Raw genomic sequence first — 25,863 nt, 5'->3', positions numbered from 1 at the left:
GGTCCCGTGGCCCGGGTCAGCCGACCCGGGCCACGAAAGCGGCCCAGGCGCCGGGGGAGACGGAGAAGGGGGGGACGTCGAGGTCCTTGGAGTCCCGGACGTGGACGGCATCCGTGCAGGTGGCGACCTCGACGCAGTCACCGCCCTGGGGGCCGCTGTAGGAGGACTTGGCCCAGGAGAGGGCGACTTCGACGCAGGCGCCGCCCTGGTCGCCGCTGTAGCTGCTCTTGAACCAGTTGAGGTCGGTGCTCATAGCTCTCGTGCCACCTGTTCGATGAGTCGTGCCGATTCCTCCGGACTGAAGGCCTGCGCCCGCAGAGTGCTGTAGCGGGCGAAGCAGTCCCCCACGTCCGGCTGCTCGCTGAGAAAGTACCTGCCGCCCTGCCCCTCGACATAGACGAGTTGACCTTGGCGCCGCTCGGTCTCCAGAAGGATGAACGGCCCGTTGAGCCCGGCGTGGGTCCGCCGGTCCTCCGGCATCACCTGGATGGTGACGTTCCGAAGGTCGGCGCACTCCCGCACGTACAGCAGGTTCTTCCGGAGCACTTCCGGCCCGCCGAGCGGCTTGGTCAGCGCGGCCTTCTCCAGGACGAAGGTCACCAGCGGCGCGGGCCTGCGGGAGAACAGTTCCTGCCGCTTGATCCGGGCCGCGACGCCCGCCTCTATCTCCTCGTCCTCCAGGGCCGGGACGGCGCAGTGGAAGACGGCCCGTGCGTACTCCGGGGTCTGGAGAAGCCCGGGGATCAGATGGGTCTCGTACCAGTGGATGCCCGCTGCCTTGATCTCCTCCTCCAGGTAGTCCTCGAACCAGGCGGCGATGCCACTCGCCGTGACCTCCCCGGCCACTGCCAGAAGTGCACCTTGTGCACCCAGCAACTCCTCCGCGATGTCGACGAAGTTCCCCTTCGCCCGCCGCTCCCCGCGCTCGATCATGGCCACCTGGGACTTGGAGTATCCGGTTGCCCGGCCCAGTGCCTCCTGTGAGATGCCTGCCCGCTCGCGGTAGAAACGCAGGAGCGCACCGAAGGCCTTCGCGGCCCCCGGGCTCCCCTTCTTCTCGTTGTTCACACCCGACCTCCCGAGTGCACAGTCCTGCACAACCGGACTGTGTCGCTGGTCTCAGCAGACCACGGCCTCCAAGCTGGCCGCATGAATCTGCGCAAGTCGCTTGACACCGCACCCGCTTGGGTACCCGCGACCGGTCACGCCCTCCGTCACGCGGGCGTGCACTTCGACGCCGTACGGATCGGGGGCTTCCTCGGCGAGGACGTGGCGTACCGGATCATGTCGTTCACGGACTTCCAGGCGGGCCCGATCGTCCGCGAGGCCACCGGCGAGAAGAACCTGTACTTTCTGCTTCCGCCGCGCGCCGCAGGCGACTTCGCGTGGCCGGCGCCGACGAGGGCGCTGAGTGGCAGCGGCAGGAGTGAGGCGTACGTCGGGATCCCGGCGTTGCACGGGCTGACCTGGCCGTTGGACTGGCGGTCGCGACCGACGCTCGAAGATCCGTTCGTAGAGGCGGAGTTGTTGCATTGGACCGTCAATTGTGCGCTACGGTAACCCTGTTATCACGCTCCGTAAAGGGAGCGGTCCCCGGGGGTGCGCCAACACCGTCCGAGGACCTTCACGCCCAGTGGAAACTAGAGGTCCACCAGAAATGCTTCGGCATGTTATCGCGCCTGTGCGCAGCTACACCAAGGCCGCGAACGAGATCCTCTACTCGCGTCGGATGAACAGTGACGCGAAGGTCCTGATCCTCATCGTCCAGAGCCTCCCCGAGCAGGAGCGCTATGAGGCCCTCGGCAAGTACGCGGAGGCGCTGGAGCTGACGCCCAGGGAGTACCGGAACGCGAGGAAGCACCTGATCGCGAACGGGTACCTCCACGAGTGGAGGTGGCAGAACGATCGGGGGCGTTGGGTCACCGACCAACTCGCGTCGAACGTCACCCTCACGAGCGAGGAGGCGATCGCCCTCCGGGGTGGCGGCGAGCCGCCCGAGTCGCCGAGTGGTCGGCAGCCGAAAGCCGGTTCTTCACGGGACCGGAATGCCCAAACCTATAAACCGGTAGACAAAGACTCTGGGAAGAACGATCCCCACCCACCCCCCAAAGCGCGGGCGGATCGCGAACCGGACCCGGAGCCGCAGCCGCAGCCGGACCCGGCCCCCGAGGCGGATATCGAGGCGGACTCCGCACCGCCTGACGGCGACCCGGAATTTCTCACAGCCGAACGCCTGTTGCTCTCCCTCCGCCACAGCCACAAGGACCTGCTGCTCGGGGTCCGGGAGGCGCGGGGGCTGGCCGAGCAGGCGGCGGAATGGCTCCGTCGCGGGGTCTCGGCCGCCGACATGCGCCGCGCCCTGACGGCGTACCTGCCGGGCAACGGCGTGCGGTCGGCGGTCGGCTTCCTGCGGCACCGCCTGACGGAGAAGATGCCGGCACCGCTCGTCCCGGACGCCCCGGAGGCTCCTGCCGAGCCGCCCGCCCGCCCGGCGCCGCTGATCGCCTGCGAGGGCCCGGGAAACCCGCACGTCTTCCGCCCGGCGGCGGACGAGACGCACTGCGGCCCGTGCCGCACGGACGCGGCCTGGGACGAACATGAGCGAAAGTACGGCCTGCCCGCATATCGGCCCGACAGCAAGCGGGTAGGTATGCCGGCGGGCTGGCGGGACCGCCTCGACGAGTACGCCCAGGGCGGCCTGACCACCTAGCGTCCGCCCGCCCCGCCCCGCCCCGCCCCGCCCCGCCCCGTGGCGTGGTCAGGGTCCGGATCTCGCGGCCCCGGCCGACCCGACGAGCGGGTGGTCGCACGTGGCACCGGCGACATCGCCGGCGGTCCCGGCTTCTTGCCCACCGCGTAGACGCACGTGCCGTCTTCGCAAAGGCCCCCATGCGTGCGAACGATCGGCGGGCGGTCACACGCCCACCGATCGTCGAATCGTCCGGCCTGGCCGTCAGCCCTTGCTGACCGCCGTCAGGATCTCCGGGAGTCGCCTCGCCGTGCGCGGGGCCGCCAGCTTGAGGCCCGCCCAGGTGAGCAGGGCGCCGTAGAGGACGCCGGCCGGGAGGATGAGCCACAGCGCGGACTGCCGGTCGGACAGGTGGAGGTAGATCGTCGCGCCGATGGGCGGGGCGCACAGCACCACGGAGCCGAGCATGCCGCCCAGGATCGACATCCAGGCCAGGCCGCCCTGTCCCGGTGCCACGTTCTTGTAGCCGCTGTCCTGCGGGATCGAGTACGGGAAGACCGAGGAGGCCACCGCGCCCGAGCCCACCAGCGCGCCGAGCAGGGCGAACGACAGGCCGAGCGCCTCCGGGAGGGCCGACCAGTCGCCGAGGACGGCGGCCGTCGCCACCGTCACCAGCACGGTGAACGGCAGCGTGACGTACAGGAGGGCCAGGGCCCGGGCCCGGAGTTCGGCGTACGCGTCGGCCGTCGTCGAGATGGTCTGCGCGACCATCCAGAACGCCGACGTGTCCTGGCCGAACTGGTTGTACATCTGGACGCCGAGCATGCCCGAGGCGAAGCACGCCCAGTAGATGGTGCCCGTGCCCTGGAAGGCGTTGAAGAGCGGCACGATCAGGCCCATGGCCAGCGAGGTCACCCACGCGGCCTTCGTCTTCGGGTCGCGCCAGATGTAGCGCAGGCTGCGCTCCATGACCGCGCCCGTCCGCCCGCCCGGCAGGATCCGGCTGAGCAGCCCCGTACCCCCGGACTTCTCGGCGGCACCCGACCCGGACGACGCGCCGATCGTGGAGCCGTCCGGCTCGACCATCAGCCGCACCAGGCTCCGCTGCCACCAGTACACCAGCGCCACGAGCGCTGCCGCCGTGAGCAGCAGCCGGGCCACGGCCACCGCGTAGTCGCCGCTGCTCGCCGCGTCGACCGCGCCGATCGCGGCGGCCGGCGGCAGCCAGCCGACGACCGCCGCCGCCGGTTCGAGCGGGCCCAGACCGCCGGTCTGGCCGAGGCGCTGGGCGCCGAAGTTGACCAGCTGCATGCCGACCGCGATCACCAGGCCGCTGAGCAGCGCCAGGTCTCGGCCCTTGCGGGAGGTCAGGAGCCGGATGTTGGCGGCGGCCACCGCCCGGGACAGCGCGACGCACACGGCCGTCACGAGCGGGACGGCGAGCACGGCGACGACGACGCCCGCCGTGCCCCGCGCGACCGAGAGGGCCGCGCCGAGCACCAGGACGAGGGTGAGTACGGGCCCGACGCCCACCAGGGACGCCACGAGCAGGGCCCGGACCAGCGGCCGGGGCCGCAGCGGCAGCATCACGAGCCGCGACGGGTCGAGGGTCTCGTCCCCGCTCGGCACGAACAGCGGCATGACCGTCCAGGACAGCGCGAGCGTCCCGATGAGGAGGACCGCGACCGTGTCGGCCGAGGCGCTGCCCCGCAGCAGGACGGACGACAGCACCATGCCCGCGGCGAACAGGACGCCGAAGACGATCGAGACGATGTACGCGGCGGTCCGCCCGCCCGACTGCCGCAGCCCGTTCTTCAGCAGCGACAGCTTGAGCCGTACGAAGGTGGACGTGAGGGACGGTCTGGGGGAGGCGGCAGTGGTGCTGGTCGTGGTGACGGTGGTCGTCGTGCTCATCGCTGCGCCCCGCCGCCCAGCCAGTCCAGGGACTCCCCGGCCGTCTCGCGCCCGTTCGCCCCGACCAGCTCCAGGAACGCCGCCTGGAGCGAGGGCCGGTCGCCGCGGACCTCCGCGAGCGGGCCCTGCGCGCGGATCCGGCCCGCCGCCATCACGGCGACCCAGTCGCACAGCGACTCGACCAGCTCCATGACGTGGCTGGAGAAGACGACGGTCGCACCGGACTGGGTGTACCGCTCCAGGACCCCGCGGATCGTCTGCGCCGACACCGGGTCGACGCCCTCGAACGGCTCGTCCAGGAACAGCACCTCGGGGTTGTGGAGGAGGGCGGCCGCGAGGCCGATCTTCTTCCGCATGCCGGTCGAGTAGTCGACGACCAGCTTGTTCTGCGAGCCGGTGAGGTCGAGGACGTCGAGGAGCTGCGCGGCCCGCTTGTCGACCTCGGCGCCCGGCAGCCCTCGCAGCCGGCCGCTGTACGCGAGGAGTTCACGGCCGGAGAGCCGCTCGAAGAGCCGCAGCCCCTCCGGCAGGATGCCGATCCGCGCCTTGACCTCGGCGACCGACTCGGGGTCGGCCCATACGTCGTGCCCGGCGACCAGGATCCGCCCCTGGTCGGGCCGGAGCAGCCCCGTGATCATGGAGAGGGTGGTCGTCTTGCCGGCTCCGTTGGGCCCGACGAGCCCGATGAACTTCCCCGCGGGCAGGACGAGATCGATCCCGTTCACCGCGATCTGCTGGCCGAAACGCTTCCACAGCCCCTCGACACGCACCGCGGGCACCGCACCGGCACCCGGTGCGGTGCCCGCTGCGGCGCCCGCCTTGTCGAAAACTCCGTCAAATGCCTGGTCAGGCATGTCCCGTCAACCCTTCGGTTGTCCCCGTGTATACGGGCACCACCATACGGGTGAGGCCTGGCCGGGCCCAGGGATCACTGCGCCCGGACGCGCGCCTCCGCAGCTTCCCGGCCACACGCGTACGCGAGGGGGCTGATCAGCTCCTCCGCGTCGGGGAGCCAGCGGTTCGCCGGGGTGGGGCGCCGTGCCCACTGCACCGCGCCGACGCCGCCGATCCGGGTGGGCGGGGCCGCCACGTAGTGCCCCTCGCCGCGCGTGGCGAGGTCGATCGCGCCCGGGACCCAGCCCAGCTTCCGTACGAGGTCGGGCACCTTGGCGGCGGCGCCCGGCAGGACGAAGAAGAACATCCGGCGGTCCGGGGTGCAGGTCACGGGGCCGAGCGTCAGGTCCATGCGCTCCATGCGGGCCAGCGCGAGGAAACCGGCCGACTCCGACACCTCGATCGCGTCGAACGTCCGGCCCGTCGGCAGCAGGATCGACGCCTTCGGCGTCTTCGACCACATGCGCCGCGCCCCGACGCCGCTCCCGGTGGCCTGGGTCGACCAGTCGGGCTTGACCGCGTGCGCGCCGGGGACGGCGCACTCCGCGCCGCAGGAGCATCGCTCCCTGCCCTCGACGGCCTCAAGCCAGGTCCCGGGGAACACGTCCCAGTGCCGCTCTTCCGCGTACCGCACGGCGCTGTCCAGCAGTTGTTCGCCTCGCTGCTGGGGGATCTGTGCGGCTTCCGTGACTCCGATGGTCTCTTCCACGGTGAACACAACTGCCCCCGTCACCTGGGGTTACGGGCGCGGGGGAGAGCGGTGTGACGCATCGATCCTGCATACGGGGCGCACGGGTGCACCGGCGGGGGCGCGCGGGGGCCGGGGGAGCGGGGGGTGGGTACGCAGCAAGGGGTACGCAGCAAGGGGCACGCAGCAAGGGGCACGCAGCAAGGGGCACGAAGCAAGGGGCACGCATCAGTGGGGGCGCCGGCGGCAGCGTCGCGGCCGGCCTGTCCGGTTTCGCGTGTTCACATCGGCATTGACCGGATATCCACCGGGCAGTGATCACTTCTCGTGATCACTGCACCTGTGATCACCGCTCGGCCTCAGGGGGTAACTCATGGCAGCCAGGCCACTCGTCGCGCGTCAGCCGAACGAACGGCTCCAGGCGCTCATCCAGGAGGCGGCCTGCTCGCACGCCGGCCTCGCCCGCAGGGTCAACATGGTCGGCGCGGAGCGCGGCCTCGACCTGCGGTACGACAAGACGTCGGTGGCGCGGTGGCTGCGCGGGCAGCAGCCGCGCGGCCGGGCGCCGGGCATCATCGCGGAGGCACTGGGCCGCAAACTGGGCCGGACGGTCACGATCGACGAGGTCGGGATGGCGAACGGCCGGAACCTCGCCGCCGGGGTGGGCCTCCAGTTCGCGCCGACCGTGCTCGGCGCGATCGAGCAGGTCTGCGAGCTGTGGCGCAGCGACGTGGGCAGGCGGGACTTCCTGACGGGCTCCACGGTGGCGTCCTCCGCGCTCGTCGAGCCCAGCAGGGACTGGCTGATCACCGGTCCTGACGCGCACGTGGCGCGGCTCGCGGGCGCGCGCGTCGGGGTCGCGGACGTCGCGGCGGTACGGGAGATGACGAGCGCGCTGGTCGACCTCGACCGGCGGTTCGGCAGCGGTCACGTGCGGCCGGTGGTGGTGCACTACCTCAACAGCGTGGTGTCGGGGATGCTTTCGGGCTCGTACCGGGAGGCCGTGGGCCGGCAGCTCTTCGCGGCGGCCGCGCGGCTGACCGAGCTCGCCGGGTACATGGCGGTGGACACGGGCGAACCGGGTCTCGCGCAGCGCTACTACATCCAGGCGCTGCGGCTCGCGCAGGCGGCGGGGGACCGGGGCTACGGCGGGTACGTCCTGGCCGCGTCGATGAGCCACCTCGCCGCGCAGCTCGGGAACCCCCGGGAGATCGCCCAGTTGGCGCGGGCGGCGCAGGAGGGGGCGCGGGGCAAGGTGCCGCCGCGGGCGGAGGCGATGTTCCTGGCGGCCGAGGCGCGCGGGCACGCGCTGATGGGGGACATCAGCTCGTTCGAGACGGCGGCGGGCCGTGCCGTACGGGCGCTGGAGCAGGCCGATCCGGAGGCGGGCGACGACCCGGTGTGGATCGCGCACTTCGATCACGCCTACCTCGCGGACGAACTGGCGCACTGCCACCGGGACCTGGGGCAGGCGGACGAGGCGGCGCGGGCGGCACGGGAGGCGATCGCCGGCCATCCTGAGACGCGGGCGCGGCGCCGGGCGATCGGTCTGGCCCTGCTGGCGTCGGCGCAGGTGCAGCAGCGGGAGGTGGAGCAGGCCTGCCGGACGGGGACGCGGGCGCTCGAACTCCTTGGCACGCTGCGGTCGTCGCGGGGCGCGGAGTACCTGGACGATCTGAGGGAGAGCCTGGAGCCGTACGCGGGGGAGGCGGTGGTGCGGGAGTTCAGCGCGCGGATGGACCTGTCGGCGGCGTAGGCCACGGAGGCGAGGCGCAGGAAGGTTGTGTAACCGGCCTCACACGTGTGTGCGGAGCCCCGCGCGCACCCGGTAGCGTGAGCCGACGATTCCGTAGGTCCATCAGTAGGAGTCCCGGTGACGCAGAACGGACAGGGTCCGGAGCCGCAGTACCCGGCGGTGCCCCCCGCGCACGACGGTGCCCACGGGGGAGCTCAGCCGTGGGACGGCGCCTGGGGTCCCGCCGGTGGTCAGCCGGGCGGGCAGCCGCTGCCGCCCGCGCAGCCGCTGCCCCCTGAGGCGACGCCGGGCGCTGCCGACATGCAGTCCACGCAGTACCTGCCGCCGGTCCCGCAGCAGCAGATCCCGCCGCAGGCCGCGCCTCAGGCGCCGATACCGCAGCAGCTCCCGCCGCAGCCCGGGTACGGCTACCCGCCGCCGGCCGCCCAGGCCGCCGCCGACATGCAGGCGACCCAGCACATCGCGCCCGTACCCGGTGCGATGCCGCCGGTGCAGGCCCCGCAGCCGGGGTACGGGTACCCGCCGCCGGCCGCCCAGGCCGCGGGGGACATGCAGGCGACGCAGCACATCGCGGCCGTGCCGCCGCACCCGGGCGCGGGCGCGAACACCCAGTTCCTGGGGACGGGGCCGCTCCCGGGCCAGCTGCCCGGGCAGCCCGGGGGCGCCTCGGACGCGACCCAGTACATCGCGCCCGTACCGCCGCAGTCGCAGGCTCAGCAAACCGGTGAGCGGCAGCCGCCCGCCGAGTTCGACAACCTCTTCCGTACGGAGGCTCCGCGGGCCCCGCAGCCGCCGCAGGCCTACCAGCCGCAGCAGCAGCAGCAGCAGCACCAGCAGCCCGCCCCGCCGCCGTACCAGCAGCAGCAGCAGCACCAGCAGCACCAGGCGCCTCCGCAGCAGCACGGCTACCAGCCGCCGCAGCCGCCGCAGCAGTACGCCTACCAGGACGCGTACTACGACGACGAGCCCGAGCCGCCGCGCCGTAAGTCGCCGGTCGCGCTGATCGCCGCCGTCGTCGTGGGCTGCGCGGTCGTCGGTCTCGGCGCCGGGATGCTGCTCAGCGGCGAGGACGACCCGAAGGACCCCAAGACTCCCGGGCAGAACGTCGCGGCGAGCTCCGCCGCGCCCTCCGCCACCACCGAGGCGCCCGCGGAGAAGCCGGCCGACCCGGCGGAGCCGCAGGCCAAGGAGCTGGACAAGCTCCTCGCGACCAGCAACAGCAGCCGTGACACGGTGATCAGCTCGGTCGCGAAGATCCAGCAGTGCAAGGACCTCGACCAGGCGGCGAAGGACCTGCGGGGCGCCGCCGACCAGCGCCGGGGCCTGGTGACCAAGCTCAAGACGCTCTCGGTGGACAAGCTTCCGAACAGCCCCCAGCTGACGGCCGCGCTGACGAAGGCCTGGCAGGCCTCGGCCTCGGCGGACGACCACTACGCGGCCTGGGCGGTCCAGATGAAGGCCAAGAAGGCCTGCAAGGGCGGCAAGGCCAAGAGCACCGGTCATCTGGTGGAGGCCAACAAGAAGAGCGGCGAGGCCACCACCGCCAAGAAGCAGGCGGCCGGGCTGTGGAACCCGACCGCCACGAAGTACGGACTGGACAAGCGGACGCCCACCCAGCTCTAGGGGAGCGTGTTACGGGGCGCTGAGGACGGTTTCGCCGACGTCGACGAAGCCGGGCTTCTGCGCCACGAGCCGCCCCTGGCGGACCACCTGGAACGTCACCTCGCGGTTGACGACCCGGATGAGGCCGGGGGCGCCGAGCAGGTCCTCGTACATCCAGCGCAGGCTGGGGGTGAGTCCGCCGGTGTCGATGCGCGCGCCCCGGTCGAGGGCGTGGGTGATCTGCTCGGCGGTGATCTTGTCCCTGTCGAGGGTCTCGACGACCGACTTGAGGACCGTGTAGGCGATCCACGTGGTCTGGACGCCGGCGTCGGCCGGGTCGACCCGGTTGTCGGCGAAGGCGTGCTCCTGGATGACCTTGCGCATCGGCGCCCAGCTCTTGTCGGCCGCCTCCGGGTACCAGCCGGTGACGTACGCGCCCTCGAAGGGGCTGCGGGCGCCGCCGGTGCGGTCGATGACGGGCTGGGCGACGCTGCCGAGCACGGAGGAGATGCGGACGGGGTCGCCCTTCTTGCCGGAGCCGCCGTTCTTCCCGTCCTCCGGGAGGCGCCGGAAGGAGTCGAAGAAGGTCTGGGTCCGCTCGCCGAGCACGGCGGTGACGCAGCCCTTCTCGTCGCCGGCCTTGTCGCGGGCCCGGCCGGCCTGCTCGGTGTACTCGCCGGCGTCCTCGACCGCCGGGATGTCGATCGCGCTGCGGTGACTCGCCTTGCGGAGGCCGGAGTTGAGGAGGTCGGGGAGCCGGTCGCCGGCGACGGTGTCGGGCCGGACGAGGGAGACCTTGCGGCAGGACTCGGCGAGCTGCATGCCGTGTCCGGCGATGAGGGAGGCCTGGCCGCCGTTGACGGGGTAGGAGAGCGAGCTGGTGAACTCGTCCTCCGAGATGCCGTAGCCACCGATGTACGGGACGCCGGCGGCTTCCAGCGGGGCCATGAACGAGCTGCCGTTCTGGCTGTACGAGCCGACGACCGCGACCGCGTTCTCTCGGACGGCCCGGCGGGCGCAGGCGGCGGCGCCGGCGCTGGTGTTCTGTTCGTTGCAGGTGAGGACGCGGAGTTCGTGGCCGTCGATGCCGCCCTGGGAGTTGACCCAGCGGGCATAGGCCTGCGCCATCGCAGGCATTCCGGGCATGTTGGTCGCTTGGGTCTGGTCGGGTGCCCAGGTCATCACCGTGACGGGCTCCCTGGAGCCCCCCGTGGCCCCAGGGAGCACGCCACACCCGGTGAGCAGCGACGCTCCGGCCGCCGTGGTGGTGACGTACGCGAGGAGTGAGGTCAGTCGCCTACCGGTCATGGGCATGCACATTTCCGCCTCACGGGTAACGCGGGAGTGAGCGCGGTTCAACGAAGGGTGACGTAAAGGTGAATTACGGGGGCCGGGCGGTGATGGGGAGGGGGCGAGTCCGCTTATCTGGCAAGGGAACGTACGATCGAAACGTGTCCAGTCCAGTCTCCGGTTCGGTTAACTCTTCCCGTCGCGGCCGTCGCTCCTCCACCATGGGCGGCATGCCGCTCAACGACATGCCGTGGTGGCGCTGGCGCATCAACGTGCGTTCCGCGCTGCACATGCTTTCCGACCCCGGGTTCCACGAGACGACCTGGCTGGCCGGCCAGGAGGGATACGGCGACGTCACCGACGCCGTCTACCGCCTCGTCGAGGACACCTGGCTCGACAACTGGTCCGCAGAGAAGTACGTGGGCGCGGTCTTCCGCGACACCGGCGAGGCCGCCCTCGTCGACGTCGCCGTGCTCCGCGTGCTGCGGATCATGCACCAGGTGGGCCCGGACGCACCCGTCTCCGCCTACCTGCAGCACCAGGGCTGGCCCGAGGCCGTACGGGCCGCCCGCGAGGCACACGTACGGATGGCGCAGGCCGACGGGGAGGATCCCGACGCGCCCCCGCGCTCCCTCGACGTGCTCAATATCATGACGCGGTCCTGAGCCGTTCCGCCTGCCGGACGGTGGCTCTCGCGGGCCTCCCCGGTATGGCAGGCTGACGGGATGACCGACCAGTACGTCCTCACCCTCTCGTGCCCGGACAAAAAGGGCATCGTGCACGCCGTGTCGAGCTACCTGTTCATCACCGGGTGCAACATCGAGGACAGCCAGCAGTTCGGGGACCGCGACACCGGTCTCTTCTTCATGCGGGTCCACTTCTCGGCCGAGGCCCCGGTGAACGTGGAGAAGCTGCGCGCGAGCTTCACGGCGGTCGGGGACTCCTACGGCATGGAGTGGCAGATCCACCTCGCCGAGCAGCGCATGCGGGTCGTGCTCATGGTCTCCAAGTTCGGGCACTGCCTGAACGACCTGCTGTTCCGCTCGCGGATCGGCGCGCTGCCGGTGGAGATCGTCGCCGTCGTCTCCAACCACACGGACTTCGAGGAGCTCGTCGGCTCGTACGGCGTCCCGTTCCGCCACATTCCGGTCACCAAGGACACCAAGGCCGAGGCCGAGGCGGAACTCCTCGACCTGGTCCGCGAGGAGAACGTCGAGCTGGTCGTCCTCGCCCGCTACATGCAGGTGCTCTCCGACGACCTGTGCAAGCAGCTCTCCGGCCGCATCATCAACATCCACCACTCCTTCCTGCCGAGCTTCAAGGGCGCCAAGCCCTACCACCAGGCGCACGCGCGCGGTGTGAAGCTGATCGGCGCGACCGCGCACTACGTGACGGCCGACCTCGACGAGGGTCCGATCATCGAGCAGGAGGTCGAGCGCGTCGGCCACGAGGTGACCCCGGACCAGCTGGTCGCCGTGGGCCGCGACGTGGAGTGCCAGGCGCTGGCCCGCGCGGTGAAGTGGCACGCGGAGCGCCGCATCCTCCTGAACGGCCGCCGCACGGTCGTCTTCGCGTAGCAGCTCCGCAGGGCGCTACAGGCGACTGAGGGACGCCGCCGCCGACAGGACGTCGCGGATGGCCTCCCGGTCGCCGTCCTGTCCGGCCGCGGCCTCCTCCGGCGAGATGTGGCCGGCCACCAGCTGGCAGAACTCCACCCCGTCCATCGCCACCTGCGCCACCGCCCGGTCCGGCGAGGCGATCGCCGCCGGGGAGTCCAGCGCGATGTACCAGTGGCCGCCGCCCGCCCCCTCGACCTCCAGGTGGAGCGAGCGGCCGGGCGCGCCCGCCGCGACGAGGCGCCGGGCCGGGGCCGCGAGGCCGCTGCGGCGGCGCCCGGCGAGGGCGGCGGGGAGCAGCCGGACCGCCAGGTCGATCATGCCGTGGAGATGGGCGCCGCTCGGCGGGGCGTACGGGTACGCCACCGCGTTGGCGATGTCGTCCGCGTGCACCCAGCACTCGAAGGCCCGCTCCAGGAGCGAGTCCCGCAGCGGCAGCGCGAAGTCCTTGTAGGTGACCGTGAGGTCGCCCACGCCGCGGCCCGCGAACGAGACCGTACGGATCAGGGCGTGCGACTGGTCCCGCCAGGGCCCGCGCAGCGCGCGGTTCGGCGGCCGGTCGAGCGCCGACCAGAACGCCTCGGTCCGCTCCGTCGGGGAGAGCTCGGGCACGCCCGCGCCCAGCGGGTCCTTGATGCCGAGCGCCGACGTCACCAGGCCGTCCACGGCCAGGAGGTGGCCGATGACCCCGGCGACGGTGGTCTTGCGGCGCACGATGTGCTCGTCCTCGAACCACTTGAGCCGCACCGGGGCGTGCCACTCCGACTCGCCGATGTCCCGCAGCAGCGCGTCGAGCCGGGCGGTCTCCGCGTCGTACGGGGTGACCCACTCGGGCACCGGTACGCGGGCGGGGCGGCGGCCCAGGCAGTTCTCCAGGACCCGGGAGCGCAGCAGCGGGTCGAGGTCCAGGTCGCGGTCCTCGTGGAGCAGGGCGACGGCGTCCCGCAGCCGCAGGGCCTCCTCGGCGCAGGGCGCGCACTCGGTGAGGTGGTCCTCGACGGCCTTCGTCTCCCCGGCGGAGCACGCCGAGAGCGCCCAGGCGCCGAGGAGCGACTTGAGCACGCGGTGGGTCAGCTGCGGCACGTCCGGCTCGGCCGGTTCCGCCTCGACCGCCGGGCCCTCCGGGAGCTCGCGAGCCTCGAAGGCCTCCGGGGCCTTCGCCGGGTCCACCGTCGGGTCGGCCGTCAGGTCCGCGTGGTCGTCCGCCGACCGGCGCGGGCCCGGTATCCACGGGGCGCGTGCGACGCCGTCCGCGTCGCCGTTCGCCCCCGTCACAGCGTCCGCCCGTAGCCGCCGGGAGGGGAGGAGCCCTCCAGGGAGCGGGTGTTCGCCGAGGAGAGCAGCTGGAGCCCGAGCCGGAGGCGCCGCCGTGCCTCGTCCTCCGTGACCCCGAGGTCGGCCGCGGTCTGGCGGTAGTCCCGCCGCTGGAAGTAGGCCAGTTCGAGCGCGGCCCGCAGCGGCGCCGGCATGGAGGTCACGATGTAGTCCGCGCGGGCCGCGACGGAGGCCCGCCGCACCTTCTGCTCCAGCTCCTCGGCGGAGCCCTGCCCGGTCTCCGCGTAGGCCGTCGCCTCGGCCTGCCGCAGCCGGTGGACGGCCTGCCGCTGGGTCAGCCGGGCGACCCACGACCGCATGTTCCCCTGCTTGGGGTCGTAGTCGTCGGGGTTCTCCCAGATGTAGCCGAAGACCTCGCGGGTGACCTGGTCGGCCGCGGCGTCGTCGTCGAGCACCCGGTGGGCGAGGCTGTGCACGAGCGAGGCGAACCGGTCGTAGAACTCGCCGAGCGCGGCGGCCTCCCCGGCGGCGAGCCGCTGCTGCATCTTGCGGTCCCAGCGCGGTGGTGTCTCCATCGCCATGCGAATCCTCCGTTCCCTGCCGGCCCTTGAGTCCTCGTTCTCCAAAGTAATGCGCGGTGCCGACGACGCACGCCTGTTTGCCGCAAGTGCGCCCTTGACGCGGGTCTGGATGGTAAGGAAAGCGCCATACCTCGGTGAAGGGGTTTCGGCCGGTGGTGTCGGGGCAGGCGGCGATCGTGACGACGATCGAGGTCGACGAGGACGAGCAGGGTCCCTGGACGGTGCTGAGCATCAGGGGCGAACTGGACCTGGTCACCTCCCCCCGCATACGCCGACACGTCCACGACGCCGTCGCGGGGGGCCGGCACGACCTGGTGATAGACCTGTCCGCCGTGCGCTTCTGCGACTCCAGTGGAGTCGGCGTCCTCATCGCCGCCCGCCGCCTCCTCCGCTCCTGCGGCGGCCGCCTCCGCCTGATCCTGCCCGAGGCGGGCATCGACGGCGGGGACGGTCATGTCGACCGGGTCCTGTCCGCCCTCGGCGTCCGCCGCCTCTTCGACGTGTACGGGGACGTCCCCGCGGCCGTGGTGGAGGTCAGCTGATCGACCGGATCGTGCTCCATGAGTCGGTGCCGACCGTGGTGCGGGAGCCGTCCACCGGGGTCCCCGTGTCGCCGGTGCCGCCCGCGTAGAAGAGCAGGGTGCCGGTGCCCTCGCTCGTCGTCGCCCACAGGTCGGCGACCCCGTTCCGGTCGGCGTCGGCACCTCCCGCGAGCAGCGGGCGCGTGGTGACGGCGTAGCCGTGCCCGTACTCGACCCGGTTGCCGAAGGTCCCGTCGTCGTACCCCCGGTAGAGCCAGAGGTCGCCGTTCCCGGTGCTCCGGGCGAGCAGGTCCACGCGCCCGTCCCGGTCGGCGTCGCCGGGGGAGGTGAGCGTCATGACGTCCCAGCCACCGGGGCCGATCAGGACGGGTGCGGCCACGGCCGGCGTCGCGCCGCGGACCCCGGCGCGGAGCCACAGCTTGTCGTCGTACTGGAGGACCGCGTCGGGGTGTCCGTCGTGGGTGACGTCGCCGACGCCTGCGACCTTCGTGTCCGTGGGCAGCCCGGTCGCGACCACGACGGGCGCGGTGATCGAGCCGTCGCCGCGGTTGGCGTAGACGCGCAGCTCGCCGCCGACGCGGGCCAGCACGTCCTCCGTGCCGTCGCCGGTCCAGTCCCCGCGGTGCGCCACGGAGGCGCTGTACCAGCCGCCGGTGCCGATGACTCCGTAGGTTGCGGGGAGGCCGCCGGTGCCCTCGCCGTGGTGGAGCCGCAGCTTGCCGTCGTCGTCGACGGCGACGAGGTCGGGCGCGCCGTCGCCGGTCATGTCGCCGGGGACGGGCGCCGGGCGGCGGTAGCCGATGACCGGGGCGTGGTCGGAATAGCCGTTCGAGGGCTTGGCGTCGATCAGGAGGTTTTGCGTGGTGTCCAGGAGGGAGTGGTCGACGGTGCAGGACACGAACCGCTGCCCGCCGGGCCGCTCGGTTCCGAAGAGGTGGTCGATGCGGCTCCAGTGCGGCTGGGCAGCGGTGTTCTCCCAGTGCACGGAGGTGTCGTCGTCGTTCTCGCAGCGGTCGAGGGTGGTGGCGATCGGGCTCAGGGCATCCGTGGTCTCGCGGTAGTTGAAGTCGCCGCCGAGGACGACACCGGTGGCGAGCGCGGACTTGAGGTGGTCGCGGACGGTCTCGCTCTGACGCTTCGCCACGGTGCTGTTGCTGTCGATGAGGTGCGTGGTGCAGAGCTTGTCGGTGAGGCCGGTGACCCGTGCGCAGAGCAGGGGAAGCCGGCGGTGGGAGAGCTCGGCGGGGACGGTCTCGACGCGCTCGACGGGGCCGTCGAAGGTCCCTTTGACGGCGAGCAGGACGCCGACCTTGCCACCCAGGGCGGTGCCGCGGCACGCCGATTCGGCATTGAGCGGGTCGCTCTCGTCCTTGACGACGAGCGGGTCCTTGTCGACGTAGTCGCCGGCCCTGTTCCCAGCGGCGTGCGCGAGGGACCAGCCGGGGCCGAGGCGGGCGGCGAGCAGGGCCATGTGGCTCTTCTCGGCTCCGGCCGGGGGCGTCTCGCCCTGGTATCCGCAGGCTTCCTGGAGCATCACGACGTTCGCCTGGTGGGCGTCGACGAGCTTCTTGACCTCGTCCATCTTGAGGCCGGGTTCGTTGCGGTACGGGCAGTAGCCGATCACTCCGCGCTTGCTGCCGGCCTCGCCGCAGATGTTCCAGGTGATGACGCGTACTTCGCCGGCGTACGGAGTGGTCGTGACGGTGGCGGTGGCAGTAGCCGTCGCTGGCGTCGCCGTCGCCGTCGCCGTCGCCGCTGCCGTCGCCGTGCCCGCCGCCGGTATGCCGAGCAGCAGGCCCGCGACGGCCGCGAGGCCCGCCGCGAGCGCGATGGGTCGTCTTCTCATGTGGTCCCCCTCAGGTTCCGCGAGTGGGAACTCGCGGAAGAATCCCGGGGATCATAGAGCGCCGAACTGTTCCCTGAGCTGGTATTTCAGCACCTTGCGCAGGGTCTCGTTGCGGGGGAGGGCGTCCACGACCTCCAGTTGTTCCGGGAGCTTGTGGACGGAGAGGCCGGCCTCGCGGAGGAAGGCCGCGACCGTTGGCAGGGTCAGCGGGGCCGCGCCCGGGGGCTGCTCGACGACGGCGCAGACGCGTTCGCCGCGCTCGGGGTCCGGGAGGCCTATGACGGCCGCGTCGCCGACGTCCGGGTGGCGGTGGAGGAGGTCCTCGATCTCCTTGGCCGAGATGTTCTCTCCCTTCCGGATGATGATGTCCTTGATCCGGCCCGTGAGGACGAGGTGGCCGCTCGGGGTCAGGTGCCCCACGTCCCCGGTGATGAGGAAGCCGTCCTCGTCGAAGGCGGCCGCGGTCTGCGCCGGGTCCAGGTAGCCCTGGCAGACGGCCTCGCCGCGGAGCCGGACCTCGCCGTCGCCGGTACCTGAGCCGGTGCCGGTCCTGGTCCCGACGCCGGTCCCGGTCCCGATGCCGGCGCCGGCGCCGACTATCCGGATCTCCATGCCGGCGGGCGGGCGGCCCTCGGTGGTCGCGAGGTTCTCGACGGTGTCCTCGGGGTCGCCCATCGTGATCATCGGGACCTCGGTCATCCCGTACCCGTGGGTGAGCTGGCAGCCCAGCTCCTTCCGTACCGCGTGGTAGATCTCCGGCGGCTTCGGCGCCCCGCCGCCCGCGAGCAGCCGCAGGGTGGGGATGACCGGCTCGTCGGGGCGCTTGCGCTGTTCGGCGAGGAACATCGCGTAGAAGGCGGTCGAGCCGCCGGCGACGGTCACGCCCTTCGCGCGGTACTCGTCGAGCGCCTCCGGCAGGGCGAACTGTTCGAACATGACGGCGGGGAACCCGTACAGCAGGAGCATCACCGTGTAGTCGGGCCCGGCGATGTGCGCGTACGGGAAGGCCATCGAGCCGACGTCCCCGTCCGTGAGGCGCAGCGCGTGGGCGAGGCAGGAGCCGCCCGCGAGGAGCGAGCGGTCGGTGTGCAGGACGCCCTTGGGGTCGGAGGTCGTGCCTGAGGTCCAGTAGATCCAGCGGACGTCCGTCCCCGAGGCGGGCGGCGGCGGCAGGATCCCCGGGTCGCCGTCCGGGAGGGATTCGGGGCCGTACGCCTCGAAGATCCCGCGCGCGCCGAGCCGCCGGGCCATCTCCGTGTGGTCGAACCCGCGCCACACCCCGGGGACGGCGAAGTACTCGGCCTTGGACTCGCGCAGCGCGAAGCCGACCTCCTTGTCCCGGTAGAAGGGGATGACCGGCGTCTGTACGGCGCCGATGCGGGCGAGCGCGAAGGAGAGCACCGCCGTCTCGATCCGGGTGGGCAGCTGCCAGGCGACGACCGTGCCCGGCCGCACCCCCATCCCGTACAGCCCGGCGGCGCAGCGCTCGGCGCGCTCGCGCAGGCCGCCGAAGGTGAGGACGCGGTCGCCCTGGAGGAGGACGGGCCGGTCGGGGGTGAGGGCGGCGCGGCGTTCGACGAGCTCCCAGAGCGTGCGGGAATCACCCAGGGCGTGTGCGGTCTCGGTCATCCGTTACCCCTCTTGGCTGACGTTCCGTCAGATTCTTCGGCGAGCGTAGAGGTCCCCTGCTTGTCGGTCCAGGGGTGCGGGGCCTAGCCTGATCCCGTCAGATCTGACGGTCCATCAGAAACCTGGAGGGGTCATGACGGAACTGCCCCGCATCATCAGCGTCGACGACCACGTGATCGAGCCGGCCCATCTCTTCGAGACCTGGCTGCCCAAGAAGTACCGCGACCGCGGCCCCAAGCCCCTCACGGCCGGCATCGGCGAGCTCGCCTACGTCGCCGGCAAGTACCAGATCACGATGGACCCCGAAGGGCCGCCCACCGACTGGTGGATCTACGAGGACCTCAAGTTCCCGTACAAGCGCAACATCGCCGCCGTCGGCTTCGACCGCGACGACATGACCCTGGAAGGGATCACCAGGGACGAGATGCGCCGCGGCTGCTGGGACCCGGCCGCCCGCCTGAAGGACATGGACCTCAACCACGTCGAGGCCTCCCTCTGCTTCCCCACCTTCCCGCGCTTCTGCGGCCAGACCTTCGCAGAGGCCCACGACAAGGAGGTCGCCCTCGCCTGCGTCCGCGCCTACAACGACTGGATGGTCGAGGAGTGGTGCGGCGGCAGCGGCGGCCGGCTGATCCCGCTGTGCATCATCCCGCTCTGGGACATCGACCTCGCCGTGGCCGAGATCCGGCGCAACGCCGCCCGCGGCGTCAAGGCCGTGACCTTCTCCGAGATCCCCACCCACCTCGGACTCCCCTCGATCCACTCCGGCTACTGGGACCGATTCTTCGCCGTCTGCCAGGAGACCGGGACGGTGGTCAACATGCACATCGGCTCCAGCAGCCAGATGCCCGCCGCCTCCCCCGACGCCCCGCCCGCCGTCCAGGCCTCCCTCAGCTTCAACAACGCCATGGCCTCGATGATGGACTTCCTCTTCAGCGGGGTGCTCGTGAAGTTCCCCCGGCTCAAGCTCGCCTACAGCGAGGGCCAGATGGGCTGGATCCCGTACGCCCTCGAACGCGCCGACGACGTGTGGGAGGAGCACCGCGCCTGGGGCGGCGTCCGCGACCTCATCCCCGAGCCGCCGTCCACGTACTACTACCGGCAGATCTTCTGCTGCTTCTTCCGCGACAAGCACGGGATCGCGTCCCTGGACGTCGTGGGGAGGGACAACGCCACCTTCGAGACCGACTACCCGCACGTCGACTCGACCTTCCCGCACACCAAGGAGGTCGCCCTCGACCACGTCCAGGGCCTCGACGACGAGACGATCTACAAGCTCATGCGCGGCAACGCCATCCGCATGCTGGACCTGGACTTCGACCGGGGCGTCGGCCGGGGCGCCGGCCAGGGCCTCGTCTGATGGACCTCGCCTACAGCGACGAGGAGGAGGAGTTCCGGGGGCGGCTGCGGGAATGGCTGGCCGCCACCCTGCCCACGCTCCCGCCGAGACCCGACCCGCTCGACTGGCCCGCCCGGCGCGCGTACGACTGCGGCTGGCAGCGCCGCCTGTACGACGCCGGGTACGCGGACGTCCACTGGGACGCGTCACCGACCCAGCGGCTGATCTTCCTGGAGGAGACCGAGCTCGCCGGCGCGCCCTACGTCGGCGCCAACTTCGTCGGGCTGCTGCACGCCGGGCCGACGATCGCCGCCGAGGGGACACCGGAGCAGCGCGACCGCTGGCTGCCGCCGGTCCTGCGCGGCGACGAGGTCTGGTGCCAGGGGTTCAGTGAACCCGACGCCGGCTCCGACCTGGCCTCCCTCCGGACCCGGGCGGTCCGGGACGGCGACGAGTACGTCGTCAGCGGGCAGAAGATCTGGACCTCGCACGCCGAGGTCGCCGACTGGTGCGAGCTTCTTGTCCGTACGGATGCGGGGCCGGGGGTGTCCAAGCACCGGGGGATCAGCTGGCTCGCCATGCCCATGGACGCGCCCGGCGTCACCGTACGGCCGCTGCGGACGCTCGCCGGCTCGACGGAGTTCGCCGAGATGTTCCTCGACGAGGTGCGGGTGCCCGTCGGGAACCGGGTCGGGGACGAGAACGACGGCTGGCGCGTCACCATGGTCACGCTGTCGTTCGAACGCGGCACCGCGTTCGTCGGCGAGGTCGTCGCCTGCCGCCGTCTCCTCGGCGAACTCGCCCGTACGGCACGGGAGAACGGCACCTGGGACGACCCCGCCCTGCGGCGGCGGCTCGGCAGGCTCTCCGCCGAGTTCCAGGCGCTGTGGCGGCTCACCCAGGCGAACGTCAGCGAGGCGCAGGCGACGGGTGGGGTGCCGGGGGCCGGCGGGTCCGTCTTCAAGCTGCACTACTCGCACGCCCGCCAGGAGCTGTACGAGGCCGCTGCCGGGGTGCTGGGGCCCGACGCGCTCGACCTCGGCCACGACTGGACCCTCGACCGGCTGTCCTCGCTCTCGTACACGATCGCCGCCGGCACCTCCCAGATCCAGCGCAACATCGTCGCCGAGCGCATCCTCGGCCTCCCGAAAGGACGGTGACCCCCGCCATGGACTTCCGACTCACCGAGGACCAGCGGGCGCTCCGGAAGGGTGTACGCGAGCTGCTCGCGCGGCTCTTCGACCGGGAGGCCCTGCGGGCGGCCGTGGACGCGCCTTCCCCGTCCCTGGACCGGGAGCTGTGGCGGGAGCTCGGCGCGGCCGGGTTCTTCGCGCTGCGGCTGCCGGAGGAGGAGGGCGGGGTGGGGCTCGGGCTGGCGGAGGCGGTGCTTCTCTTTGAGGAGGCGGGGAGGGTGCTGCTGCCGGGGCCGCTGGTCGCGACGCACGTGGCGGCTGGGGCCGTGCCGGGGGCGGCGGAGGGTTCCACCGTAGTGACGGAGGTGGACGAGGGGCTGGTCCCGTGGCTGGACGAGGCGGACGTGGTGCTGGGAGAGGCGGAGGGCGCCGTCCCGCTGCGGTCGGTGGATCCACTGACGCCCCTGCACAGAGTGCCGGGGTTCGTGGGCGCCGGGAGCAGGAGCGGAACGCGCCCGCATGGGCGCCGTTCCGTTGTGCCCACCCTCCCCCAGAGGGGGGACCCCCACGCCCCGGCGGAACGCATGCCCACAACGGGGGTGGTGGAGGACACGGCGGAGGTCCTGCCCGCGACGGAAGTCGCCGTCCTGCTCACCGCTGCCGAGCAGGTGGGGAGTGCTGGGCGGACTACCGAGATGGCTGTGTCGTACGCGCGGGAGCGGGAGCAGTTCGGGCAGGTCATCGGGGGGTTTCAGGCCGTGAAGCATCTGTGTGCCGGGATGCTCGTGCGGGGTGAGTTGGCTCGGGCCGCCGTGCGGGGTGCTGCCGTGACCGGTGATCCCGTCGAGATCGCCGGGGCCAAGCTCCTCGCCGACGAGGCCGCCACCGCGAACGCCCGGGACTGTCTCCAGGTGTTCGGCGGCATGGGGTTCACCTGGGAGGCGGACGTGCACCTGCATCTCAAGCGGGCCTGGGTGCGGGCGCGGCTGCGGCTGCCCGCCGCGCGGGCCGAGGAGGTGGTGGCGGCGAATCTGTAGCGCTCCGCGTTCGCCACGTCACGGAATGTTGATATCGGGTTGTGTCCTTCGGCGGGGCCGTCACGGCCTGGAGTCGGTCTCCGGCTCCGGTACTCTCCGTGGGATGCGCGTGCTCGTTGGCCCGGATCGTCCCGGTGTCGCCCTTGTGGTGACTCCGGGCCCGGGAATGCCCGCCGCTCGCGCCCGGCGTTCGACTACCCGCAGAGTGCGTCGCACAGTATGGGCCATGCGTACTCCTTCGCGCTGGAATATGCCCGAAGCGCTTGTTGCGGTGACTGTACGTCAACCATGCTGTCCCACAAGGGAATCACGTTCCGTGAAGGTGTGTCCGCCGGTTCGGATGGTGTGAGCGGTGCAGGTGCTTCAGGTGCAGTTGGAGGTCGGGCCCGACCCGGCGGAAGTGGGGCGAGCCCGGAGGTGGGCGCGGTCGCGGCTCGCCGGTTCGGGCATAGGGGACGACGAGCCGCTCGCGGAGACGCTGGTGCTGATCATCTCCGAGCTCGTGACCAACGCCGTGGTACACACGGGCTGCCCGGCGGTGCTGCGGATGCTGTTCGCGGCGGAGGGTGGGGTGCGCGTCGAGGTGGCGGACGCGAGCGACCGGCCGCCGCGGCCCCGGCACGCGGAGGGCGAGGACACCAACGGGCGTGGCCTGGAGCTGGTGGACGGCCTCGCGGACCGGTGGGGCTGGCAGCCGGAAGGCGCCGGCAAGAGCATCTGGTGCGAGGTGGACAGGGCGCCTGTGACCCCCGCGCACGGTCAGGGCGCGGTGTCGCCCGGCCGGGTGCACTGTTGACGGTTCGTTCCGTTTTGCCCACTCTGGTGTGAGCGATTCGTGGCGAGGGGAGCCGAGGGCCGTGGGTCCTCGGCGTGTGCGGGTCGTGGCCGGGTGGCGGCGCGGCCGTGCCGTGCTCGGGGCGCGCGCGAGCGCGCCGCCGCCCGTGAATCGGTGAGCCGGTGAGTCAGAGGATGGCTATCGGGGCCACCGGTGTGCCCGTGCCGCCGACGAAGGGCTCCGGCATCGCGGAGAGCAGGAAGGCGTAGCGCCGCTCTTGTGCACAGGCTGTGGACAGTTCTTCGAGATTCCAGTTCTGCCCCTGGAGCATCCCCATCTCGACGAGGTCGAGGGCGTGGACGGGCAGCCAGAGGTCGTCGATCTCCGGCGGGAAGATCTCGAAGGTCAGGGTGTCGTTGGCGACGGCCGCGACGTCCCGGGCGTGGAACCACTCCGGCGTACGGACCGAGAGCCCCGGTGACGGGAACGCGTACCCGTGCTTGTCCCCGGCCAGGTACACCTGCATCTGCCCGGTCCGTACGAGGGCGATGTCGCCGGACCGGACCGTGACCCCGCCGAACTCGGCGGCCTCGTCGAGGTCTTCGGGGGTGACGGCGTGGTCGCCGGGCAGCCGGTCGACGCCCTTGGCGGCGGCCACGTCGAGCAGGACGCCCCGCGAGACGACCTGGCGGGCGGTGTGGATGCCGCTGAACTCGGCGCGGCCGTGCGCGGTGATGGTGTCGGCGGGGCGGCCGTTGTAGATCCGCCCGGAGTGCGAGGCGTGCGTCAGCGCGTCCCAGTGGGTGCCGGCCTGGAGGCCGAAGGTCACGGCGTCGTCGCTGGTGGCGACCGTGCCGGGGCCGAACAGCTCCTGGTTGACCTGGACCATGACATGGAGCGGGTTGACGCGGCCGGGGATCATGCCGGTCTGGACGCCGTCCTGCTTGAGGTCGACGGCGAGGGGGACGCGGCGGCCGGTGCGGACGGTGGCGACGGCCTCGCGTACGACCTCGTCGGTGACGAGGTTGAGCGTGCCGATCTCGTCGTCCTGGCCCCAACGGCCCCAGTTGTTGACGCGTTTGGCGATCTCGTGAAAAGCGGCGGGCAGAGACATCGGGGCCTCCGGGGTCTTGTTTTCCGGTATCTGACGGACCGTAGAATCCTGACAACGAATGAATCTAACGGACCGTCAGAAACTGCGGGAGGGGCCGGGCATGGGGAACTTCTTGGCTGGCAAGGTCGTGGCCGTCACGGGCGCGGGGCGGGGCATCGGCCGCGCGGTCGCCCTCGCCTGCGCGGCGGAGGGCGCGAAGGTCGTCGTGAACGACTACGGGGTGTCGATCGAGGGCGGCGAACCGACCTCGGAGATCGCCCTCTCCGTCGTGAAGGAGATCGAGGCCGCCGGCGGCTCGGCCGTCGCCGTCGCCGACGACATCTCGACGATGGAGGGCGGCCAGCGGATCGTGGACGTCGCCCTCGCGGAGTACGGGCGGATCGACGGCGTCGTGTGCGTGGCCGGCATCCTGCGCGAGCGGATGCTCTTCAACATGTCCGAGGAGGAGTGGGACCCGGTCGTCGCCACCCACCTCAAGGGCACGTTCACGGTCTTCCGCGCCGCCTCCGCGGTGATGCGCAAGCAGGGCACGGGGACGCTGATCGGCTTCACCAGCGGCAACCACCAGGGCTCCGTGGCGCAGGCCAACTACTCGGCGGCGAAGGGCGGCATCATCTCGCTCGTGCGCAGCGCCGCCCTCGGACTCCACAAGTACGGCGTCACCGCGAACGCGGTCGCGCCCGTGGCCAGGACCCGGATGTCCGCGAACGTCCCGATGGAGCTGAAGGAGATCGGGGAGCCGGAGGACGTGGCCGCGCTCGTCGTCTACCTGCTCTCGGAGCGGGCCAGGGCGGAGAAGATCACCGGCCAGGTGTACACGATCGCCGGCCCGAAGATCGCGGTGTGGGCACAGCCCAGGGAGCTGCGCGCCGGGTACGCGGAGGGCGGCGCGTGGACGCCGGAGCGGATCGCGGACTTCCTGCCGGGGACGGTGGGGGTCGACCCGATGCCGATGCTGGCGCGGCTCGAGGAGATGGCCAAGGCGGCGGCGGACGGCTCCCGCCCGAACGCGTGACCCCACGCGCGGCACGTACAGATTCACCCCCGAGACGAGGAGTTGGAGCTCATGCGTGGTGTCGTGTTCGACGGGAAGTCCGTGCAGGTCGTCGACGATCTGGAGGTACGGGCGCCCGGGCCCGGGGAGGTGCTCGTCGGGATCGCCGCCGCCGGGCTGTGCCACAGCGACCTGTCCGTCGTCGACGGGACCATTCCGTTCCCGCCGCCCGTCGTCCTCGGCCACGAGGGCGCCGGGGTCGTCGAGGCCGTCGGCCCCGGCGTCACCCACGTCGTCCCCGGCGACCACGTCGCCCTCTCCACGCTCGCGAACTGCGGCGCCTGCGCCGACTGCGACCGCGGCCGGCCCACCATGTGCCGCAAGGCGATCGGCATGCCGGGGCAGCCGTTCTCGCGGGCGTCGACCGGGCAGGCGCTGTTCCAGTTCGCGTCCAACTCCTCCTTCGCCGAGCGGACCGTCGTCAAGGCCGTCCAGGCCGTGAAGATCCCCAAGGACATCCCGCTGACCTCCGCCGCCCTCATGGGCTGCGGCGTCCTCACCGGCGTCGGGGCCGTGCTCAACCGCGCGAAGGTCGACCGCGGCGAGACCGTCGTCGTCATCGGCACCGGCGGCATCGGCCTCAACGTCATCCAGGGCGCCCGGATCGCCGGCGCCCCGACGATCGTCGCCGTCGACACCAACCCGGAGAAGGAGGCCGTGGCCCGGCGGTTCGGCGCCACGCACTTCCTCGCCTCCACCGACGGCGTACGGGAGATCCTGCCCACCGGCGCCGACCACGTCTTCGAGTGCGTCGGGCACACCGGCCTCGTCCGTACCGCGATCGAGCTCCTCGACCGCCACGGCCAGGCGATCCTCCTCGGCATGACCGCCCCCACGGCGGAGGCGAGCTTCCCGCCCGCCGCGATGTTCCTGGACAAGTCGATCCTGGGCTGCCGCTACGGCTCCTCCCGCCCCCAGAAGGACATCGCCCTCTACGCGGAGCTGTACCGCTCCGGCAGCCTCCTCCTCGACGAACTGGTGACGCGGACGTACCCCGTGGAGGAGTTCGCGCGGGCCGTCGAGGACGCCGAGCAGGGAAAGGTGGCACGCGGGGTGCTCACCTTCTGAGCCGTACGAGCGGACAGGGAG

24 protein-coding genes are annotated in these 25,863 nt (G+C 71.9%); 13 read left to right on the top strand and 11 right to left on the bottom strand.

The features are described 5' to 3' along the window. Window positions 1-16: 16 nt before the first annotated feature. Complete coding sequence (locus OG357_RS16495) at window positions 17-253, bottom strand: DUF397 domain-containing protein (RefSeq protein WP_329621870.1); 237 nt, start codon at window positions 251-253, stop codon at window positions 17-19. Next, on the bottom strand, window positions 250-1,068 hold the full coding sequence (locus OG357_RS16490) for a helix-turn-helix domain-containing protein (RefSeq protein ID WP_329621869.1): 819 nt from the start codon (window positions 1,066-1,068) through the stop codon (window positions 250-252). Before OG357_RS16490 ends, OG357_RS16495 begins: the two co-directional genes overlap by 4 nt. Before the next feature lie 81 nt (window positions 1,069-1,149). On the opposite strand from OG357_RS16490, the gene OG357_RS16485 reads away from it, so the two are divergent. Beyond that, on the top strand, window positions 1,150-1,560 hold the full coding sequence (locus OG357_RS16485) for a hypothetical protein (protein WP_329621868.1): 411 nt from the start codon (window positions 1,150-1,152) through the stop codon (window positions 1,558-1,560). Window positions 1,561-1,681: 121 nt separating this feature from the next. After that, window positions 1,682-2,710 carry a hypothetical protein gene (locus tag OG357_RS16480; protein ID WP_329621867.1) on the top strand — a complete coding sequence of 343 codons (1,029 nt, stop codon included), beginning with the start codon at window positions 1,682-1,684 and terminating at the stop codon, window positions 2,708-2,710. A gap of 243 nt (window positions 2,711-2,953) precedes the next feature. Here the strand turns inward: OG357_RS16480 and OG357_RS16475 are convergent, their stop codons facing one another. The 3 genes from OG357_RS16475 to OG357_RS16465 form a co-directional block, all read right to left on the bottom strand. Beyond that, window positions 2,954-4,603 carry a transporter gene (locus OG357_RS16475; protein ID WP_329621866.1) on the bottom strand — a complete coding sequence of 550 codons (1,650 nt, stop codon included), beginning with the start codon at window positions 4,601-4,603 and terminating at the stop codon, window positions 2,954-2,956. Then, window positions 4,600-5,457 (bottom strand): ABC transporter ATP-binding protein, encoded by an 858-nt coding sequence (locus OG357_RS16470; RefSeq protein ID WP_329621865.1) that lies wholly within the window; start codon window positions 5,455-5,457, stop codon window positions 4,600-4,602. The genes OG357_RS16475 and OG357_RS16470 overlap by 4 nt, the downstream gene beginning before the upstream one ends. Window positions 5,458-5,531: 74 nt before the next feature. Continuing rightward, window positions 5,532-6,215 carry a bifunctional DNA primase/polymerase gene (locus OG357_RS16465; RefSeq protein WP_317598113.1) on the bottom strand — a complete coding sequence of 228 codons (684 nt, stop codon included), beginning with the start codon at window positions 6,213-6,215 and terminating at the stop codon, window positions 5,532-5,534. A 343-nt stretch (window positions 6,216-6,558) separates the two neighbouring features. Between OG357_RS16465 and OG357_RS16460 the strand changes: the two genes are divergently transcribed. Together OG357_RS16460 and OG357_RS16455 are read left to right on the top strand one after the other, a co-directional pair. Continuing rightward, a complete protein-coding gene (locus tag OG357_RS16460) occupies window positions 6,559-7,941 on the top strand; it encodes a transcriptional regulator (protein WP_329621864.1) in 1,383 nt (460 codons plus the stop codon). 117 nt (window positions 7,942-8,058) lie between these two features. Next, window positions 8,059-9,564, top strand: a complete 1,506-nt coding sequence (locus OG357_RS16455) for a hypothetical protein (protein ID WP_329621863.1) — start codon at window positions 8,059-8,061, stop codon at window positions 9,562-9,564. Between the two features lie 9 nt (window positions 9,565-9,573). Here OG357_RS16455 and OG357_RS16450 read toward each other — a convergent pair whose 3' ends face one another. Further along, window positions 9,574-10,851 carry an ABC transporter substrate-binding protein gene (locus tag OG357_RS16450; RefSeq protein WP_329621862.1) on the bottom strand — a complete coding sequence of 426 codons (1,278 nt, stop codon included), beginning with the start codon at window positions 10,849-10,851 and terminating at the stop codon, window positions 9,574-9,576. Between the two features lie 203 nt (window positions 10,852-11,054). Here OG357_RS16450 and OG357_RS16445 point away from each other — a divergent pair, with 203 nt between their 5' ends. Together OG357_RS16445 and purU are read left to right on the top strand one after the other, a co-directional pair. After that, on the top strand, window positions 11,055-11,498 hold the full coding sequence (locus tag OG357_RS16445; protein ID WP_329625608.1) for an SCO4402 family protein: 444 nt from the start codon (window positions 11,055-11,057) through the stop codon (window positions 11,496-11,498). A gap of 60 nt (window positions 11,499-11,558) precedes the next feature. After that, window positions 11,559-12,410, top strand: a complete 852-nt coding sequence (purU, locus tag OG357_RS16440) for a formyltetrahydrofolate deformylase (RefSeq protein WP_329621861.1) — start codon at window positions 11,559-11,561, stop codon at window positions 12,408-12,410. Window positions 12,411-12,425: 15 nt separating this feature from the next. Here purU and OG357_RS16435 read toward each other — a convergent pair whose 3' ends face one another. Both OG357_RS16435 and OG357_RS16430 read right to left on the bottom strand, forming a co-directional pair. Continuing rightward, window positions 12,426-13,724 (bottom strand): maleylpyruvate isomerase N-terminal domain-containing protein, encoded by a 1,299-nt coding sequence (locus OG357_RS16435; RefSeq protein WP_329621860.1) that lies wholly within the window; start codon window positions 13,722-13,724, stop codon window positions 12,426-12,428. Continuing rightward, entirely contained in the window at window positions 13,721-14,305 is a 585-nt protein-coding gene (locus OG357_RS16430) for a sigma-70 family RNA polymerase sigma factor (RefSeq protein ID WP_329621859.1), read from the bottom strand. Before OG357_RS16430 ends, OG357_RS16435 begins: the two co-directional genes overlap by 4 nt. A 176-nt stretch (window positions 14,306-14,481) precedes the next feature. On the opposite strand from OG357_RS16430, the gene OG357_RS16425 reads away from it, so the two are divergent. Beyond that, window positions 14,482-14,847: an STAS domain-containing protein gene (locus OG357_RS16425; RefSeq protein ID WP_329621858.1), complete on the top strand. Its 366-nt coding sequence runs from the start codon at window positions 14,482-14,484 to the stop codon at window positions 14,845-14,847. On the opposite strand, the gene OG357_RS16420 is transcribed toward OG357_RS16425, so the two are convergent. Together OG357_RS16420 and OG357_RS16415 are read right to left on the bottom strand one after the other, a co-directional pair. After that, window positions 14,840-16,693, bottom strand: coding sequence for an FG-GAP-like repeat-containing protein (locus OG357_RS16420; RefSeq protein ID WP_329621857.1), 1,854 nt, complete (start codon window positions 16,691-16,693; stop codon window positions 14,840-14,842). The genes OG357_RS16425 and OG357_RS16420 overlap by 8 nt on opposite strands. 51 nt (window positions 16,694-16,744) lie before the next feature. After that, a complete protein-coding gene (locus OG357_RS16415) occupies window positions 16,745-18,322 on the bottom strand; it encodes a class I adenylate-forming enzyme family protein (protein WP_329621856.1) in 1,578 nt (525 codons plus the stop codon). A 133-nt stretch (window positions 18,323-18,455) separates the two neighbouring features. Here OG357_RS16415 and OG357_RS16410 point away from each other — a divergent pair, with 133 nt between their 5' ends. From OG357_RS16410 to OG357_RS16395, 4 genes are all read left to right on the top strand, one after another. Further along, a complete protein-coding gene (locus OG357_RS16410) occupies window positions 18,456-19,682 on the top strand; it encodes an amidohydrolase family protein (protein ID WP_329621855.1) in 1,227 nt (408 codons plus the stop codon). Beyond that, the gene (locus tag OG357_RS16405) at window positions 19,682-20,821 is read left to right on the top strand and encodes an acyl-CoA dehydrogenase family protein (RefSeq protein ID WP_329621854.1); all 1,140 of its coding nucleotides are present in this window, start codon (window positions 19,682-19,684) and stop codon (window positions 20,819-20,821) included. The genes OG357_RS16410 and OG357_RS16405 overlap by 1 nt, the downstream gene beginning before the upstream one ends. Before the next feature lie 8 nt (window positions 20,822-20,829). After that, complete coding sequence (locus OG357_RS16400; RefSeq protein ID WP_329621853.1) at window positions 20,830-21,831, top strand: acyl-CoA dehydrogenase family protein; 1,002 nt, start codon at window positions 20,830-20,832, stop codon at window positions 21,829-21,831. 352 nt (window positions 21,832-22,183) lie between these two features. After that, the gene (locus OG357_RS16395; protein ID WP_329621852.1) at window positions 22,184-22,627 is read left to right on the top strand and encodes an ATP-binding protein; all 444 of its coding nucleotides are present in this window, start codon (window positions 22,184-22,186) and stop codon (window positions 22,625-22,627) included. 166 nt (window positions 22,628-22,793) lie between these two features. On the opposite strand, the gene OG357_RS16390 is transcribed toward OG357_RS16395, so the two are convergent. Then, window positions 22,794-23,720: a cyclase family protein gene (locus OG357_RS16390; protein WP_329621851.1), complete on the bottom strand. Its 927-nt coding sequence runs from the start codon at window positions 23,718-23,720 to the stop codon at window positions 22,794-22,796. Between the two features lie 100 nt (window positions 23,721-23,820). Between OG357_RS16390 and OG357_RS16385 the strand changes: the two genes are divergently transcribed. Beyond that, entirely contained in the window at window positions 23,821-24,735 is a 915-nt protein-coding gene (locus tag OG357_RS16385) for an SDR family oxidoreductase (RefSeq protein WP_329621850.1), read from the top strand. A gap of 51 nt (window positions 24,736-24,786) precedes the next feature. Then, the gene (locus OG357_RS16380; protein ID WP_329621849.1) at window positions 24,787-25,842 is read left to right on the top strand and encodes a Zn-dependent alcohol dehydrogenase; all 1,056 of its coding nucleotides are present in this window, start codon (window positions 24,787-24,789) and stop codon (window positions 25,840-25,842) included. Window positions 25,843-25,863 lie beyond the last annotated feature (21 nt).

The organism is Streptomyces sp. NBC_01255 (genome assembly GCF_036226445.1).
Lineage (GTDB): Bacteria > Actinomycetota > Actinomycetes > Streptomycetales > Streptomycetaceae > Streptomyces.
Note: the sequence above shows the minus strand (reverse complement) of the source record. Positions and strands in the feature narration are given on the sequence as shown.